We start from the raw sequence: 15,037 nt of genomic DNA, 5'->3' as shown, positions 1-15,037 counted from the left end.
TACGGATACGGCCCCCGGGACAGGAGTCCAGGGGGCCGTACCTATGGGGCGTTGATTGCCGTTGGCTGCCGTTGGTCGGCGCTAGTTGGCGTCCACGCGGTCGTGCGCGGGGACGGTCACCGTACGGGCGCCGGGCTTGCCGCCCAGGACGACCTTGCGCAGGGCGCTGTTGTTGGTGAGGTCGGTCTCCTTGAGCCGCTTCTCCGGGTTGGCCAGCACCTGGATGTAGTAGGTGCCGTTCGCCAGGCTCGTGATGTCGAAGGACTGGCCGGGCAGGTCCTGGGTGTACGTGTCACCGGAGCCGATGTCGAGCACCTCGCGGACGGAGATCGAGTTCTCCTGGCCGCACGCGGTGGACAGGTCGGTGTTCTCCGGGTGCCAGTTGGCGTTCTTCACCGTGTAGTCGACCGCGTCGGTGTTCGCGAGGCAGAACGCCTCCTTGCCGCTGCGCACGGTCTCCTTCTTGTCCGCCTTCAGCAGCCGGTAGCTGGCGAAGTCGGTGAAGTGCCAGTGCTCGTGGCCGGGGCGCGGGTCCCACTCCATGGTGCCGGTCGGGGTGTACCCGATCTGCTTGCCCTTGGCGTCGTAGAAGTACTGGTACGCGTCCATCAGCTCCTTGCCCGGAGCGCGGAAGCCGTCCACGACGAGCTTCGCGGGGCCCGCGTTCCACACGTTGGCGCTGAAGGCGAGGTAGTCCTTGCCCGGTACCTCTTCGTACCCGTCGCTGACGGTGATGCCGTAGGCGGGCAGCGACCGGAGGTCCGGCTTGGGAACGTCGGGCACGCTCGCCTTGCCGGTCGGCCGCTTCGCGTTGGGCTGGGCGGCGGGAGCCTTGCGGGACCCGTCGGTACGCCCGGCCACGTCGCCCGCCTGCGCGGACTTGAGGGTGGCCTTCTTGAGCGCCCACGGCAGGGCGGGCGGCGCGGGGGCGTAGGGCCCGTGACCCACGTTGTACGAGGGACCGGCACCGCTCGTCGCGGCAGCCGGGGCGGGCGAACGCATCGCGCCGTGTCCGGGCATGCTGTGGCCGGACATCTCGTGCCCGGACATCTTGGACATGTCGTGCCCGGACATCTGGGAGGCGCCCGAGACGCCCTCGCCCTCCTCCCAACTGCGCTCGCGGACCGTCACCTTGATCTTCTGGGGCTTGTCGGCGATGCCGAACAGATCGCGGTAGGTCTTCGACACGGACACCTTGGCGGTGTACTTACCGGCGGCCAGCTGGACCGGCGTGGAGTAGTAGCCCGCGTAGGTGTTGGACGCCCAGCCGTTCTCGACACCCCACACCGAGCCGAGGGTGAACGGGTTCACGGGACAGCTCTCGGGGTACTTCGAGTTGGCCGGTGCGTCGGGACGGATGCGACCGGACGCGTTGTTCGGACAGAACGCCTCGGTCTTGTCCAGCACGGTCTTGCCGGCCGCGTCCGTGACGGTGATCTTCGCGAAGTCGGGCAGCCCGGCGAAGTCCTTGAGCAGACGCTTGGGCAGAACCTTCGTCCCGGTCTGCTTGCCCTTCCCGTCCCGGATGATCTGCTTGGCGATGATCGGGTCCTTGTAGGACTTACGAGTCACCTTCAGTTCGAGAGGACCGTTCTCGGCGGTGACGTACGTGCCGAGGTCCAGGTAGACGCCGGGGTCCTCCTTCCACGAGTCGAGGGTCACCGACGTGGAAGCGGCGATCAGGCTGAGCTTCGGCGTGGGCTCGGCCGTCTTGGCGTCGGGTGCTGCGGCGACGACGCCCGCGGTCACGGCGATGGCCGCTGCTGCGGCGATGGCCGAACGCGACAGACGGGCCTGGTGGGATCTGGTCATCATTCCTCGTACTTCCGAGTGCCTGATGGGACGGTGGACGGACAGCGCCGCACCGGATGCGATGACGAAACTGTCTCCCGCCTGTGAGAGATGACGTACGGCACTCCCGGGGTTGTCTCCGAGGCACGAGACGCCCATCGTTGTCCGAAACCAAGCCAAGGAGGCTGAATTCAGCCGTAGTTGGTGTGGCCACGCGTATCTCGAGCGGGGTGCGGGGCCGGCTTCTCTCCGCTCTCCCGCAGGTGCGTCGCGTATGGCCCGGCGCGGCCCACGGTAGAGGTGGATCAATTCGAACTTGTGAGGGATTTCCCTTGGTCTGCATTAAGGGGGACGCGTTCCCTGGCCGGAAGCGGCTGGCTCGAAGTTTTCTCTCTGGCGAATTCGGCGGCAGGGAGAGAAAAATCGATGACTGTGCTGCAGTAAAGAAGAGGAAACATGAAACTTGCCCATACCCGGGCTAGGTAGCGCGTCACCGTGCGAGACTCGTCAGCAGACGCAGTCGGGCGGCAAGTTGGCTGCCCACAAGGGTGTTTAGGGGAGGTTGAGGTATGGAAATTCCCTTAGGTTTCGGCGCGGAGTTACGTCGTCTGCGCCAGGATGCGGGAATGACGCTGCAACAGTTGGCCGTCGCCATGAGCTACAGCAAAGGACACCTGTGCAAGATCGAGAGGGGTGATAAGCCTCCTACGCTCGATTTGGTGCGGCGGTGCGATGCGTTCTTCGGAGCGGATGGGCAGCTGACGGAAACTGTCGAATCCCGAGCCGGAGCCGCTGGGGGCAGGCCGACGATGGCACGTCGGCAGGCAATCGCCACAGGCGTCGGGTCGCTGCTCGCCGTCACTCTGGCCGAAGGGGGCAAGGGCGGCAGCCCCGCCGAGGACACAGCACTGCCCCCGGACGACTTGTTCCGAGATCAGCTCCATCAGATGCGGCAGTTGGGCCAGAGCATGGCTCCCGCCACCCTGCTGCCGATCCTTCGGTCCCAGGCAGCAACAGTCACCGCGCTCGCCTCTCGTGCCACCGGTTCCCATCGGACCGGGCTGCTCGTCATCGCGTCGCGTTTCGCCGAGTACCTCGGGTGGATGACGCAGGAAGCCGGTGATGAGGCCGGAGCCCTGAAGTGGACCGCCCAAGCGACTGAGTTGGCGCGGGCCGGTGGTGATGAATATCTGGCGGACTACGCCTTGGTGCGCCGGGCCCTCGTCACCTTCTACAACGGGCGGGCGCCCGAGACGATCGCTCTCGCGCAGCAGGCCCAGAGGACCATTGTGCCGCCCCGGATCCGAGGTCTCGCCGCACAACGGGAAGCACAGGGGCATGCTCTCGCGGGCGACGAGAGGGCGTGCGGCAAGGCACTGGACCGGGCGCGTGCGCTTCTAGCCCTGGACGAGGGATCAGCGGACGCTCCCGTACTGGGGACCACGCAACTGGCCGATCCCGTCTCCATGGTGACCGGCTGGTGCCTCTACGATCTGGGCCGCCCCCGGGGGGCGGCCACCGTCCTGGACCGCGAATGCCGGCTCATCGCGCCGCATGCGCTGCGAACCCGTACCCGGTTCGGGCTCCGTAACGCCCTGGCCCAGGCGGCATCGGGTGAGATCGAGCGCTCGTGCGAGACGGCTCGGGAGCTGTTGGCCTTCGCGAGCATCGTTCCCTCCGCCACGGTACGCACAGATGTGCGGCGGCTCGACCGGGAATGGTCCCGGTTCCGGACACATCCCGCTGTGCGCGATCTTCGCCCCGTGCTGGCTCATGTGCTGAGCCCCAGCTGAACGTCTTTCCCGCTGCGGTTTCCGTGGCGTAGAAGCCCCTGTACGCCCTACCGCTGCGACGTGATCTGACCAGGTCCGGCCGCGCGGTCCGGCGTGCTCACTTCGTCACGGAGCACCGCCCCGGTCCTCGGACCGGCGGGGGCTGTCCTTCGCGCACGTTTCATTCGTCGTCCGAGCATGAACTCACAGAATGGGATCCCGCATGCCCTTGATCTTCGTGAATTACCGAACCAACGACGAAGAAGCCACCGCCACGCTGGTGGACCGGGAACTCTCGCGCATTTTCGGCGATGAGAACGTCTTCCGTGCGAGCAAGTCCATCGGCCCGGGAAGCCGGTACCCCCAGGAACTGCTCAAAGCCGTCCGGCGCACCAGTGTTCTGCTGGCGGTGATCGGTCCCCGGTGGCTGGAGGCCGGTGGCTCGGGCGGCCGCAGTGCACTGGAGGACCCGGACGACTGGACACGGCGGGAGATCGAGGAGGCGTTCGAGAACGGCGCGGTTGTCATCCCACTCCTGGTCGGTGGGGCGAAACGCCTGCGGAGCGGGGAGCTTCCGGAGGAGCTCGTAGACCTTGCCGACTGTCAGTATCGCCGGCTCAACCACCGCAACGCGGACGCCGATCTGTCGCGTCTGGCAGACGACCTGGTGACGCTGCTGCCTGATCTCGCGGACGCCGCACGGAGCCACGGGCACGAGAGCCCTTCGGCGAAACCGCAGGAAGACGGGCAGACGGACTCGGAGGAGACCGGGGCCGCCCGTGGAAGGGCGAGGGTGATCAAGCACCGTCAGCACGGTGGCATCGGCAACCTCGAGGACGGCTTCTCCGGGAATTTCCTCAGCGAGTCCCACGGCCCCGTCCATATGGGCAGTGGACACCTCTACCAGGCCCGCGAGCAGCACGTGGGCCCGCGAATCTCCGGCGACGGGGGTGGCGTCAACTACGTGGCAGACAACCACGGCAAGGCCAATCAGCGTTCGGACCAGAGCGGACGGCCTGTGGACGGGGAGCGTTGACCGAAACGGGTGGCACGTACGTCAGTGATCCGCGAGGCCCCGTGCACAGCGGCAGCGGGGACCAATACATCGTCAACCAGTGGATGGCCGGTGCGAACGAGCGGCTGATCAGATCAGGGGCCTCGCGGCTGGGCATCGTACGCGAGCACCGGCGCAGGCTGGCCAGTTACTTCGTACGCCCACGGGGCTACGGTCAGGCCACCGACCGGCTGGCGACCCCCGGCGCTGTGGTCCTCGTGGACGGAGCGCCCGGGATCGGCCGACGTACGGCGGCGACGATGCTGCTGGAAGAGGCATCGGTGCGCGGTGGGCGGGTCGAAGAACTACCGCTGACCTGGGAAGAGGACACCCTCGACGTCTCGGCCGACGACTGCTATCTGCTGGACCTGTCGAATGTGACCCACGCGGACTACCCCGAAGCCCAGCAGAGCCTCATGCGTTACCGCGCGCTCGTGGCACAGTGCGGTGCTCGCTTGGTCGCTGTACCCCCGGTCGGCCTGGAGTGGATGCTCGACCCGGACCTGACCCCTCTGGTGGTGCGTCTCGAACGCCCCCGTGGACGGGCGGTGTTCAGTAGATACCTTCGGGTACGGGGTGTGGCGTTCGAGCCGGGGCAACTGGATACCGACCACCTGGCCCACATGTTCGCCGCCGCTCCTGTGAGGGAGCTGGCCCGCTTGGCGGATCTGGTCGTCCAGGCGCGGGACGGAAACCGGTACGGGACGAACTTCCCGGACTGGCGGGACGAGGCCGTCGCCGCCGCGACCAACCGGTCGTCCGAGGTCGCCGGGCACATGCGGCAGCATCGTGGTGCTCCGCAACGCGCCCTGCTGCTCACGGCAGCCATGAACAGCGGAGCGGCATCGGCGGCGGTGCTGAGCGCTGCGCACTGCCTGTTGACGGTACTGAATTTCGAGCAGGAACAGACACCGCGCCTCGCACAGGCCGACTTCGGCGAGCAGTTGGAGGAGCTTGACCTCGGGCGGGACGGCGACGGGCGCGTGACGTTCACCAGGCTTGCTTACGACAGCGCGGTCAGACGGCATTTCTGGGAGAACTTTCCCGATCTCCGTTCGAGCTTCCGGGACTGGGTGGGTCAGTGCGTGGAACTCCCCGAATTCACGGCGGAGGACCGTGCGCGCCTGATCGGCCGATTCGCGGAGCAGACACTGTCCACCGGCCGCACGGACGATCTGTGCGAACTCATTGAGCGGTGGACGCAGCCCGCGGTAGGCGGTCGCCTGCGCGCTGAGGCCGCCGCGGCGCTGGAGATGGGCCTCAGCCATGCTCAGTACGGTCCGCGATTCCGGTCCCGGGTGTACTCCTGGGTGACCGGCGGAGGGATCGCGCCCGATCTCGCACGGGTACTCACGGCTGTGTGTCAGCAGGTGATAGCCGTGACGCATCCCGAACAGGCGATGGTCCGGCTCCGCCATCTCGCCCTGGGGCGAGGGCGCACCGAGGGCACCGCGGCAGCGGCGCGGTTGGCGCTGTTGGAGTTGGCCCGAAGCAACCGTCGGTTGTACGGACGGCTGATCCAGCGTCTTCTGCACAGAGCGACAACGGACGGCCGGGGCATGGATGTCCTCCTGGCATTGCTGGACCCCGTCGAGCTGCGTATTACTCCGCCCAGGCAAGAGTTCATCCAGGCGTGGCGAGCGGTCATGACCGCACCGGCGGCTGCCTGGACCCCCGTCGTGCGGCGCTGGCTCGCCGTCCTGACCTGGCGCAGGTCGGGAGATCAGGTTCTGGGCATGTTGCTTGCCGCGTCGGCGGGCGATCGTGACCTGCTCAACCACCTCTATGCGGCCGCGTGTGACTGGATCGACTCCCCTCCCGTCGGCATGCCCCTGGAGACGCGCATGCGACGCGAAGACCGCTGTAGGACCGCCGACCGATTCTGTCGGGAGATCGACCTGATGCAGGGCATCGGCCCCGTGTTTTCCGGCTCTGACACACGAAGGACAGGGAAGGGTATATGAAGCCCCATCACATGACGCGGCTCTTGTCAGCCGGCCTGGCATCGGCGGTCCTGACGCTGGGAGCAGTGCTCGGATGGCCGATCTGGGTGTGGTTTCTCCTGCCGGCAATCGGAGCCGGCGCGCTGCTGATCGACATGCGAGTGTCGAGTGCCGTCCGGGAGGGCGGCTCCGCCTGGCCGGAAGACGAGGAGGAAGAGGCCGGGGGTTTTCCGGAGCCTCCGGCCGAAAGTCCCTACCTGGAAACCTCGGTAGTCGTGGTACCGGTGCGGAGCGCCTTGGAGGATTGTCCGTTTCTGTTCTCCGCCACCGTCTGCTGGAGGGCGGCGGGAAGGAATACCTCGGCACACGGCAATCCAGGTGCTCTGGCGGCGACGGCCGTCCTGGAGCGTGTACAGAGGGTGACGGAGGTGGAACACCCCAGCCGGTGCACATTCCTGGAACAGTGGCTGGAGGGTGTGCTCGGAACTCCGCTTGTCGACGACTCGGCGCTGGTGACCGCATTTGCCACAGACATCCGGCTTGTTCTGAGGCAGGCGGATCGTGAACATCTGGAGGAACTGGACGGACTGCGGAAGGCTATGGGCGCCTGGGAGAGTCGCAGTCAGCATGAACGTAATCTCCGCGAATACCTCGGTGGGGAGGTACTGCAGAGTCCCGGCAGTGCGGTCGTCTGGTGGTTGGCGCGCCATGAGGACCAGATCGAACGCGCGGTGGAGATGATCGCACCACTGACGGTTCTGTCAGCCGCTGCCAACGATGAGGTAGTTCCGGAGGAGTTCCGTGATCTGCTGACCGTTCGTGGCGCCTCCTTTGTGGACGAACCGATGAGTGGGTTCGACCACCCGGAACCAGTTGACGAGAACGCCGTGCCGGAGGCGGGGGGCGATGGGCAACGGGCAGGACGTCAGGAGTCCCCTGGTGAGAGGGTGTCCGCCCTGCTGGACGACCTCGGCATGGCCCCGGATTCGGCCGAGCGAGCCGCGTTCACCCATCGTCTCGCTCGGATGTTTGAGGGCGTCGGTCGGTCGGAGGCTGCGGAGAGCGTTCGCGCGGATGTGCGACGTGGGGCGGCCTGGTACGAGCAAGTGGGGCGCCCCGCTGAAGCGGCGTACGAGGACGGAGCGGCGGTGTCGGACGGGCCGGACATCCACCGGCAACCCACCTACCCGGGTGCCGATCCCGGGTTCTTCGCCGCTGACACGTTTCGATCCGAAGGCACGGATGCGGTGAGCGGTGGTGGTTGGCAGGTCACGCCCTCAGGCACGGTGTCGGCAGCGGACGTGCCCGAACAACCCCGGCCCGGTGGCTGGAATCAGGGCGGCTCCGACAGCGGTAGCGAGGGGGTGGGTCGATGACCGTTACGTTGTCCAGGGCTGACGCTTTGAGCCGTATTTGCGGATGGGTGGAGGAGAGGTATGCCGACACGCGCCTGTGCGGGGGGCCGGGGTTACCCACCATGCCTCTCTGCGTCGAGGAATACGGCAGGCCGGATCTGCTGCGCACCAAGGCTGCCCAGGGAGCGGCCGATTGCCCCGCACGTGCCGATGCCTGGCGCCACATCGCGCACCACATCCGCGAAGAGGGAAAGGGCGGGGGAGAACAGCGGTGGACCCTGGTCGCCCTCTGGCTGCTGGCGCCCCGGCTGAGAGGCGCGGCGAGGGCGATTGCCCGGCGTACAGGTGCGGAACACGCCGATGTGTGCTCCGCGCTGCTGGTTGGAGCTCTGGAAGGGATGCGGAGTGTCGGCGAAGCAGATCCCCTGGAGGCCGAGCGACACCTGATGGACGCTGCGTTCGCCGTCGGATGGCGGACAGGGCGTCGGAGTCCGCACGAGAGACCGACCGCGGAGTGGGACATGGCGCGGGGTCCGGCGGCGGAGGCGGAGGTTCGTTCGGCCATGGCGGAATCCGACACCGTCGTCCCGGTCGATGTCATGTCCTCAAGGCTCGCCCAGCAGGCACAAGGAGAGCGCCTGGGCTCCTTGGCGTACCGCCTGGGACTCCTGCCGCATGTGCGCCAGGTAAGACAGGACCGTCGTGCGGGCCGGTGCCCGGGGCGGGGCGATACGCCGCGCGAACCGGACGTACAACAGGGTCTGTTCGAGATGAGGGAGGAGGAGAATGATGCGTCGTCGTGATGAGTCGGTGTCGTTCTCAGCGGTCTTCGGGCTCCCAGCGGAGGTGGGCCTGCGGACTGCGGCGAAGGCGTTGGACCTGAGTCCGACCACGGCGTACAGGCGGGCCGGACGTGGTGAATTTCCCTGCCCCCTGCGGAAGGTGGGACGAGCCTACGTCGTGCGTCTGCCCGATCTGATGCGTGGACTCGGCATCCAGGATGTGCGGGTTCTTTACGACGACCTTGAGGCGGGCGCGCGTTTCGCCGAGGGGCGGACGGCGGGCTGAGGCCTGCGCGAAAGGCGAACTACGTCTGTTGTGGTGATCGCTGGACGGTTCGGTGATCTACGAATTCGGGGCTCACCGCAGGACGACGCCCTCTCCTGCTTGTGCGGGGAGAGGACGCCGTCAGTCGTGCCGAAGACCGGAGAGCTCAGCTTTTTCGGAGTCTGCCGGGGCGCTAGCGGCGGGCCGTCGGCCGCGACGTGAGCTCCGTGGACCGCTGGATCAGGCCGTTGACCTGCTGGTCACCGTGGGCGTCCATGGGCGTGGAGTAGTCGCCGACGGCCCAGAAGCCGCCGGAGTTCCCGGCCGGTGCCAGATCGTAGAAGGAGTAGGACGGCCACTCGGTGGCGCCGTCGGGTGCCGACGCACCGGCTCCCTTGGTCCACGTCGTGCCGTCGTAGTGCCAGAAGACCGGCCCGGCGGCTGCTGGTTCGGCCTGGTCGTTACCGGTGACCCAGAGGCCGCCGCGGCCGTCGGGCGCGATCGCGTGGACGTAGAGGCCGGTGAGCGAGCCCGTGACGTCCTCCCAGCGGGCGCCGTTCCAGTGCGTGACGCTCGGGACGGGCGGACCGGCGTCGGGGTCATCGGCCCATCCGGCCACGTAGACGCTGTCGGGGGACTCCGCGGCGATCTTGGCGGTGTCCGTACCGGCGCGGACGGGGGGCTGGGCCATCAGGGTCCAGGTCGTGCCGTCCCAGTGGTAGGTCACCGGGTGCCCGCCCTTCACCGGGTACCGCATGCCGGTCGCGTAGGCGTCGTCCGCCGACAGGGCGTCGATGTCGCGGATGTCGACGAGGTGCGGCAGTGCGAAGGTCGTCCAGGCGCCGTCGGCGTAGGTGTAGAGGGCATTGCCGCCCTTGAACAGCCGTCCGGGAACGGCGTCGATCGGCACCTCGGGCCAGGACTCGTCGGCAGGACCGGCGGTGGGAACGCCGCTCCAGCGCTCGCCGTCGAAATGCGCGAGCACCTGATCCCTCTTCCGCGTGCCGTAGGCCCAGACGTCGTCGGCGGACACCGCGCTGACCGACGACCACTGCCAGACGTCGGGAAGCCCCGGGGCGGTGTCCTCCTTCCACGCCGACCCGTCCCAGCGCATGATGACGCCGTGCTGTTCCTTCCGGCCGACGGCCCAGGCCGATCCGTCATCGACGGAGGAGACCGACATCAGGGACCCGGCAGGGCCGTCCCCGGAGAGGGAGACCTCCCACGCGGACGGGATGCCGGCCGCCTCGGCGCCACCGGCGACGAGCAAGGTGGCGGCAAGGGTCGCAGAGGCTGCCGAGGTGCGCAGCAGGTGTCTTATGAGCATCGTTGAGCGTTCCTTCGCGGTGAGGGATCCCTGTCCAGGTGACATACGTGTGGACCGGAGGGCGGCTGGACGACGAGACAGACTCACAGCGGCACGGGACGGTTGTAGTGGAGCACCCGACCCCGATTGTCCGGGGAGCGATGTCGACGTTGTCATTCGTCAACGGCCCTGGGGCGGCAGCGCAGTTGAATTTGCGCACAGGGTCGCGGTGATGCGTTTCCGCGGAAGGCGCGGTGAAGTGACTCATATGTTCATCAACTACCGCAGAGAGGGCGGCGCTTACGCGGCGGCCCTCCCAGTCCGAGTGCTGCTCAGTGGTTCAGCCTTCGTACTCCTCGACCGAACTGCCCAGGTCGGCGGTCAGGCGGTCGTGGCGGGACGTGGGCTGCCGTGGAAGACCTGGCTGGTGTGCCAGGAACGGTGGGCGGCGGCGATGGGGCGGATGCCCGGCTGGGGGCCGATGAGCGGACGGCCGGCGAGCCTGATGACGTGCTCGCGGGCGGCGGTGCTGTGGCCGACGAAGCTCTGCGAGACCAGGATGCGGTGGCCCTCGCCGAGACCGAGTACGCCTTTGTCGAACAGTTTGTGGTGCAGCGAGCACAGGCACAGCCCGTTCTCGACGTCGTCCGGTCCGTCGAACGCCCACCAGCGCACATGGGCGGCTTCGAGCCCGACCGGCATCGCGCCGATCCTGCCGTCGTACCCGCAGAAGGCGCACCGGTACTCGTACGCCGTCAGGACCATCTCCCGCATCCGCCGGTCCCGTTGCCTGCGCGCGGCCGGTAGCAGTCCGGTCTCGGCCTCCTCCAGCTCCAGGCCGACGGCTTCGCACAGCTCGCCATGGAGGGAGGGCGGGAAGTTCAGATCGAGCAGCACCCGTGCCATTCGGCCGAGAAGGGACGGCTCCCGCCGCAGCGCCGCCCGCAGCTCCGGCGTCAGCCGCCCGGCGGCGCCGGTTGCGCGCAGTTCCCTGACCCCGGTCCCGGGGCTGCCCGGCCCGTGCTCGGTGCGCACCTCCCACACGCCGTCACTCACCAAGTGATGGAAGGGATAGGCGGGCGTCGTCCGGTTACCGGGACCGTATTCGGCGAGCAGTCCCCGCAGGTCCTCCTCCACGGCGCTGTACCGCAGTTCGTCATCGGCGGCCTGCTGGAACCGGCTGAGCGCGTACAGGAACAGCAACGGCTTGTGCGGAGCCCGCGCCCCGCTCCTCGTCCACTGCCTCAACCGCGCGGTGCGCTCGACCCAGTCCATGGTCGGCGATCGTAGTGGTGGCTCGTCGCAGCGCTCGGTGGCGGGGCACGGCCGCAGTGGCGGGCCGCACACCGAGCCACGACACGGATCCCGGCTACCCGGGCATGACGCCGTGGACGCGGGAGAGGGTGAAGACCCGTTCGTCGTCGCGCAGATGGCACCAGGCATACAGGTACGGCGGGTCGAGCACGAGCTCGCTGAGGGTACGTACGGTCCGGTTGCCCGAGGCGGCGACGTACTCGACCGTGATGGCCGTGCCGGCGTCGAAGGCATGGGCGAGCCGGCGGACATCGCTGTACGCCAGGTTCTTCGCGTACCCGGCGACGATCTCCTCGGTGTCCGTGGCGTAGGGGACCCCGGTGCCGAACGGGTCGGGAGCCGGAAGTGTCGGTGGGGCAGCCCGCAGCCTGGCGGCCAGCGTGCTCAGGTCGACGGTTTCCGGGGCCAGCGGAGCCACCGTCGGCACGGACCGCCGCCGCTGGCCCGGGAGTGGGGCGGTGGCACGTCGGCGCCGGGTCTTCTCGACGCGTACGGTTCCGTCGGCCCCCTCGGCGACGGGGGCATAGCCGGCGGCCCGGAGCGAGGCGAGGGTCTTGTCGAGGGGGCTCCGGCTGATCAGCACGGTCGGGGCCAGCAGGCGCAGGCCGAGGGCGGCGAGCTTTCGGTGAGTGACGAGTTCGGCGAGGAGAGCGGGTTCTTCGCCGTGGATCACACATGCGGCGGGGGCGATGCGCACCCGGCCATGAGTCCGCGCGGTGTCGTTGATCAGGTACGACAGCGGCTGGGGGAGGGCACCGACCGCGACGGCGCTCAGGTCGGCCGCGAGGGCATCCGCCGCGCGGCCCGTGTCCAGGGCACGGCGAACGGATGTGGGGCTGAACCGCCACACCGATGCCGTGCCACCGGCTTCCTTGTCCGCGACGGTGTCCAGCAGTGCGGCGAGGCGGGCGGACGGGGTGCCGGTGACGACGGCGGTGAGGTCCGCGCCGAAACGGACAGCCCTGGTGGCCTCCGGCAGCAGCCGCTCACAGGCGGCGGCGAGCGCTTCGCCGGCTTCGGCGTCGTCGGCCCGCAGAGCGGCGCCGACGGGGGACAGGCAGCCGCGGGCGACGACCCCGAGCAGTTCCGCTTCCCGGATCGCGGTGGCGAAGGGCGCGGTGTCCTGCGGGAGTTGCTCGGCGAGCGGGCGGTGCCAGGCGACCAACGGCCCCAGTTCCGCGGCGCTGTGCACCCCCTGGTGCGCCGGGAGCCGCGCCGCGGCGGCGAGGAGCCCCTCCCGGGCCTGTAGACAGCCGCCGCAGGGCGGTGTTCCGGCGAGCGCGGGCAGCGCCTTGCCGTCCTCGTCGCGGGCCCGGGACGGAGTCAGCGGCAGCGTCCGCCAGGCGTGGAGAAGCGCGGTGAGCTGCGCCGCCGGTTCTCTCTCCGCCCAGGTGTCGTACCCGTCCGTCGCCGCGACCCGGTCGCCGTCCCGGGCCAGCAGCCCGGCGTCGTACGCCGTCTCCAGAACGAGGCGTACGACGATGTCGTCGCACTGCGCCGCCTTGCCGATCCGGGACAGCTCACGTGCTCCGACCCCACCGGACTTCAGCAGGACCGGCGGAGTCGCGGAGCACGTCGCCAGAACCGACGCGGCATGTGCGGCGAACACCGTGGCGGCGGCCGCAGCCTCCCGCTCCACTTCCGCCGAGGTGACGGACACCGTCCGCACGACGGGCGGGACGGGCTCGAAGGGGGCGTGCCAGCCTGTTCCGCGCAGGGCGAGCGTCACTTCGGCGGGCATGCGTGTGGATCCGTACCCGGAGTGCCGGTCCTGGACCAGCAGTCCCCGCTCCAGCGCCCAGCGCGCGCCCGGCTCGGAGTCGGCCGACGGGGTCCTGAACGTGATGAAACGCGCCTGCGATTCCGCGTGTTCACCGTGGTGAGAGGCTCGCCTCTCAAGCAGTTTCCGGGTGGACACGGGCGCCGAAGCGATGACCGCGGCCAGCCGCTCCGGATCGCCATGGTGTTCCAGCAGGGCGATCAGCCGATGCTTTTTGGTGGTGCCGGGCGACCGGATGCCCAGGGCCACCAGCATGCGGCGCAGTTCCTCGGAGGTCGTGTCCGCCAGGAGCCGGGTGAGCGGAGCGTCCACCCCCAGCGGCGAGTCCCACGCCTGCCGCAACGGCGCCGCCATGCGCAGCAGCCCTTCGCCGTCCGGCCAGACGAGTGCGCGGTCGGCCAGCGCCTCCAAAGCCGCGTCCAGCCCGCGAGCGCTCTCCGCTCCGGTCACGTCCACCAGATCGGCCAGGGCGGCACGTGGAACGGGCCCCAATGCCGCCAGAGCCTCGGCCACCTGAAGGTGCGGCAACGCGAGCCCGGTCAGCACCGGGTCCACGGACGCCGGGCGCTGAAGGCGGTCCGCGAGCTCGCCGAACGATCGTGGCTCCGGCGGGGACACGGCATCCGGGCGAGCTGCCAGGACCCGCTCAAGCCGGTCGGCCTCCAGATCACTCAGCCACGCGGCCAGAGTTGATCCACTGGGCTTGCCGATGGGGACACCTCACAAAGACGAGTGCTGGTGGTCTCCGACCGGAATCGGCCGTGCACAGACGCCAGAATGGCAGATCGTGGGGGACGTCGTCCTGAGCCGGAGCCGGGACAGATCGGCGGTCTGAACGGTGATGTACGGCGGTGAATGAGACCAGAACTGAGACCGGGCCGAGGTCACACCTTCCTGACGACGATTGTGTCGGGGACCAGCCGTTCCAAGTCGTCCACGTCTGAGGTGAAGACCGTGATTTGCCCCTTCTGCTGCCGCGCGATGACTGCGAGTACCGCATCGATCGTGTACTTGTGGCCGTGCAGACCCGCGTCGGCCAAGAGCCGACGGGCCTGGCGCGCTTCGTCCTTCCCGATGTCGGCCACGTTGATGCGGGAGAGGACCCAGTCCCAGCGTTGCTCGGTGGTTCTGCCGTCGTAGGCCTCGACGAGTGTCATCGGAGAAGTCACCACTTCGGCTTCACCGTCAGCGGCCAGCCTGAGCCGGGCAATCATCATTCGATCCCCGCGCACGGCCAGCGACAGAGCCTCGCAGTCCAGCACGAAGACACGCAGCGCCGGATTGTGGTCGCTGCTCCGCTGCTCCGCTGCTTCATGCGGTTTCTCCCGCACAATTCCTGCCCGCGCGGTTCTCGTGCTCGGCATCAAGATCGTCCAGCTCGTGGCGCACTGCGTCGCGCTCGCTTTCCGTGACTGGCCCGTGCTCCTCCTCCAGCCAGCCGGCGAGCTCTCTGAGCCGGTCGCGGTCGCGCTTGAAGCGCAGGGCTTCGGCCACGTACGCCGACAGACCTCGCTCGGCCGCTCCCCGCGAATCTCCTCAAGAAGATCCTCGGGGATCGTCACCGTCACTTTCTTCGATGCCATACAAAAGGCCATACTCCGCATATTCGCTGCCGTACCAGTTCTGACGGCTCAGTGGTGTCGGTTCTTTCCCGCAGCGGCGGCCTGGCTTCAGT

The 15,037-nt window shown here is 68.5% G+C and carries 12 protein-coding genes; 6 read left to right on the top strand and 6 right to left on the bottom strand.

Annotated elements, in window-relative coordinates; all coding sequences use genetic code 11:
• Nucleotides 1-81: 81 nt before the first annotated feature.
• Nucleotides 82-1,815 (bottom strand): lysyl oxidase family protein, encoded by a 1,734-nt coding sequence (locus OG413_RS09805; protein WP_266804343.1) that lies wholly within the window; start codon nucleotides 1,813-1,815, stop codon nucleotides 82-84.
• Between the two features lie 545 nt (nucleotides 1,816-2,360).
• On the opposite strand from OG413_RS09805, the gene OG413_RS09800 reads away from it, so the two are divergent.
• The 6 genes from OG413_RS09800 to OG413_RS09775 all read left to right on the top strand — a co-directional run bounded on the left by OG413_RS09800 (nucleotide 2,361) and on the right by OG413_RS09775 (nucleotide 8,983).
• Nucleotides 2,361-3,584 (top strand): helix-turn-helix transcriptional regulator, encoded by a 1,224-nt coding sequence (locus tag OG413_RS09800; protein ID WP_266804341.1) that lies wholly within the window; start codon nucleotides 2,361-2,363, stop codon nucleotides 3,582-3,584.
• A gap of 202 nt (nucleotides 3,585-3,786) precedes the next feature.
• Nucleotides 3,787-4,599, top strand: coding sequence for a toll/interleukin-1 receptor domain-containing protein (locus OG413_RS09795; protein WP_266804339.1), 813 nt, complete (start codon nucleotides 3,787-3,789; stop codon nucleotides 4,597-4,599).
• On the top strand, nucleotides 4,596-6,581 hold the full coding sequence (locus OG413_RS09790; protein ID WP_266804337.1) for a hypothetical protein: 1,986 nt from the start codon (nucleotides 4,596-4,598) through the stop codon (nucleotides 6,579-6,581). Before OG413_RS09795 ends, OG413_RS09790 begins: the two co-directional genes overlap by 4 nt.
• Complete coding sequence (locus OG413_RS09785) at nucleotides 6,578-7,936, top strand: hypothetical protein (protein ID WP_266804335.1); 1,359 nt, start codon at nucleotides 6,578-6,580, stop codon at nucleotides 7,934-7,936. Before OG413_RS09790 ends, OG413_RS09785 begins: the two co-directional genes overlap by 4 nt.
• On the top strand, nucleotides 7,933-8,718 hold the full coding sequence (locus tag OG413_RS09780) for a hypothetical protein (protein WP_266804332.1): 786 nt from the start codon (nucleotides 7,933-7,935) through the stop codon (nucleotides 8,716-8,718). The genes OG413_RS09785 and OG413_RS09780 overlap by 4 nt, the downstream gene beginning before the upstream one ends.
• Nucleotides 8,719-8,857: 139 nt before the next feature.
• Nucleotides 8,858-8,983, top strand: coding sequence for a hypothetical protein (locus OG413_RS09775; protein ID WP_266804330.1), 126 nt, complete (start codon nucleotides 8,858-8,860; stop codon nucleotides 8,981-8,983).
• 172 nt (nucleotides 8,984-9,155) lie between these two features.
• Here OG413_RS09775 and OG413_RS09770 read toward each other — a convergent pair whose 3' ends face one another.
• The 5 genes from OG413_RS09770 to OG413_RS09750 form a co-directional block, all read right to left on the bottom strand.
• Nucleotides 9,156-10,289: a hypothetical protein gene (locus OG413_RS09770; protein ID WP_266804328.1), complete on the bottom strand. Its 1,134-nt coding sequence runs from the start codon at nucleotides 10,287-10,289 to the stop codon at nucleotides 9,156-9,158.
• 360 nt (nucleotides 10,290-10,649) lie between these two features.
• The gene (locus tag OG413_RS09765) at nucleotides 10,650-11,543 is read right to left on the bottom strand and encodes a phosphorothioated DNA-binding restriction endonuclease (RefSeq protein ID WP_266804326.1); all 894 of its coding nucleotides are present in this window, start codon (nucleotides 11,541-11,543) and stop codon (nucleotides 10,650-10,652) included.
• 94 nt (nucleotides 11,544-11,637) lie between these two features.
• Nucleotides 11,638-13,980, bottom strand: coding sequence for a helicase-associated domain-containing protein (locus OG413_RS09760; protein WP_323137836.1), 2,343 nt, complete (start codon nucleotides 13,978-13,980; stop codon nucleotides 11,638-11,640).
• A 266-nt stretch (nucleotides 13,981-14,246) separates the two neighbouring features.
• Nucleotides 14,247-14,693 carry a PIN domain-containing protein gene (locus OG413_RS09755; protein WP_266804324.1) on the bottom strand — a complete coding sequence of 149 codons (447 nt, stop codon included), beginning with the start codon at nucleotides 14,691-14,693 and terminating at the stop codon, nucleotides 14,247-14,249.
• The gene (locus tag OG413_RS09750; RefSeq protein WP_323137835.1) at nucleotides 14,674-14,856 is read right to left on the bottom strand and encodes a hypothetical protein; all 183 of its coding nucleotides are present in this window, start codon (nucleotides 14,854-14,856) and stop codon (nucleotides 14,674-14,676) included. The genes OG413_RS09755 and OG413_RS09750 overlap by 20 nt, the downstream gene beginning before the upstream one ends.
• Nucleotides 14,857-15,037 lie beyond the last annotated feature (181 nt).

Source organism: Streptomyces sp. NBC_01433, assembly GCF_026340105.1.
GTDB lineage: Bacteria > Actinomycetota > Actinomycetes > Streptomycetales > Streptomycetaceae > Streptomyces.
The sequence above is the reverse complement of the archived record's forward strand: the minus strand, read 5'-3'. Positions and strand labels throughout refer to the sequence as shown.

Excerpts from the sequence above, each read along its gene's own strand:
- OG413_RS09805 (WP_266804343.1), bottom strand. The coding sequence starts at position 1,815 with ATGATGACCAGATCCCACCAGGCCCGTCTGTCGCGTTCGGCCATCGCC.
- OG413_RS09800 (WP_266804341.1), top strand. The coding sequence starts at position 2,361 with ATGGAAATTCCCTTAGGTTTCGGCGCGGAGTTACGTCGTCTGCGCCAG.
- OG413_RS09795 (WP_266804339.1), top strand. The coding sequence starts at position 3,787 with ATGCCCTTGATCTTCGTGAATTACCGAACCAACGACGAAGAAGCCACC.
- OG413_RS09785 (WP_266804335.1), top strand. The coding sequence starts at position 6,578 with ATGAAGCCCCATCACATGACGCGGCTCTTGTCAGCCGGCCTGGCATCG.
- OG413_RS09780 (WP_266804332.1), top strand. The coding sequence starts at position 7,933 with ATGACCGTTACGTTGTCCAGGGCTGACGCTTTGAGCCGTATTTGCGGA.
- OG413_RS09770 (WP_266804328.1), bottom strand. The coding sequence starts at position 10,289 with ATGCTCATAAGACACCTGCTGCGCACCTCGGCAGCCTCTGCGACCCTT.
- OG413_RS09765 (WP_266804326.1), bottom strand. The coding sequence starts at position 11,543 with ATGGACTGGGTCGAGCGCACCGCGCGGTTGAGGCAGTGGACGAGGAGC.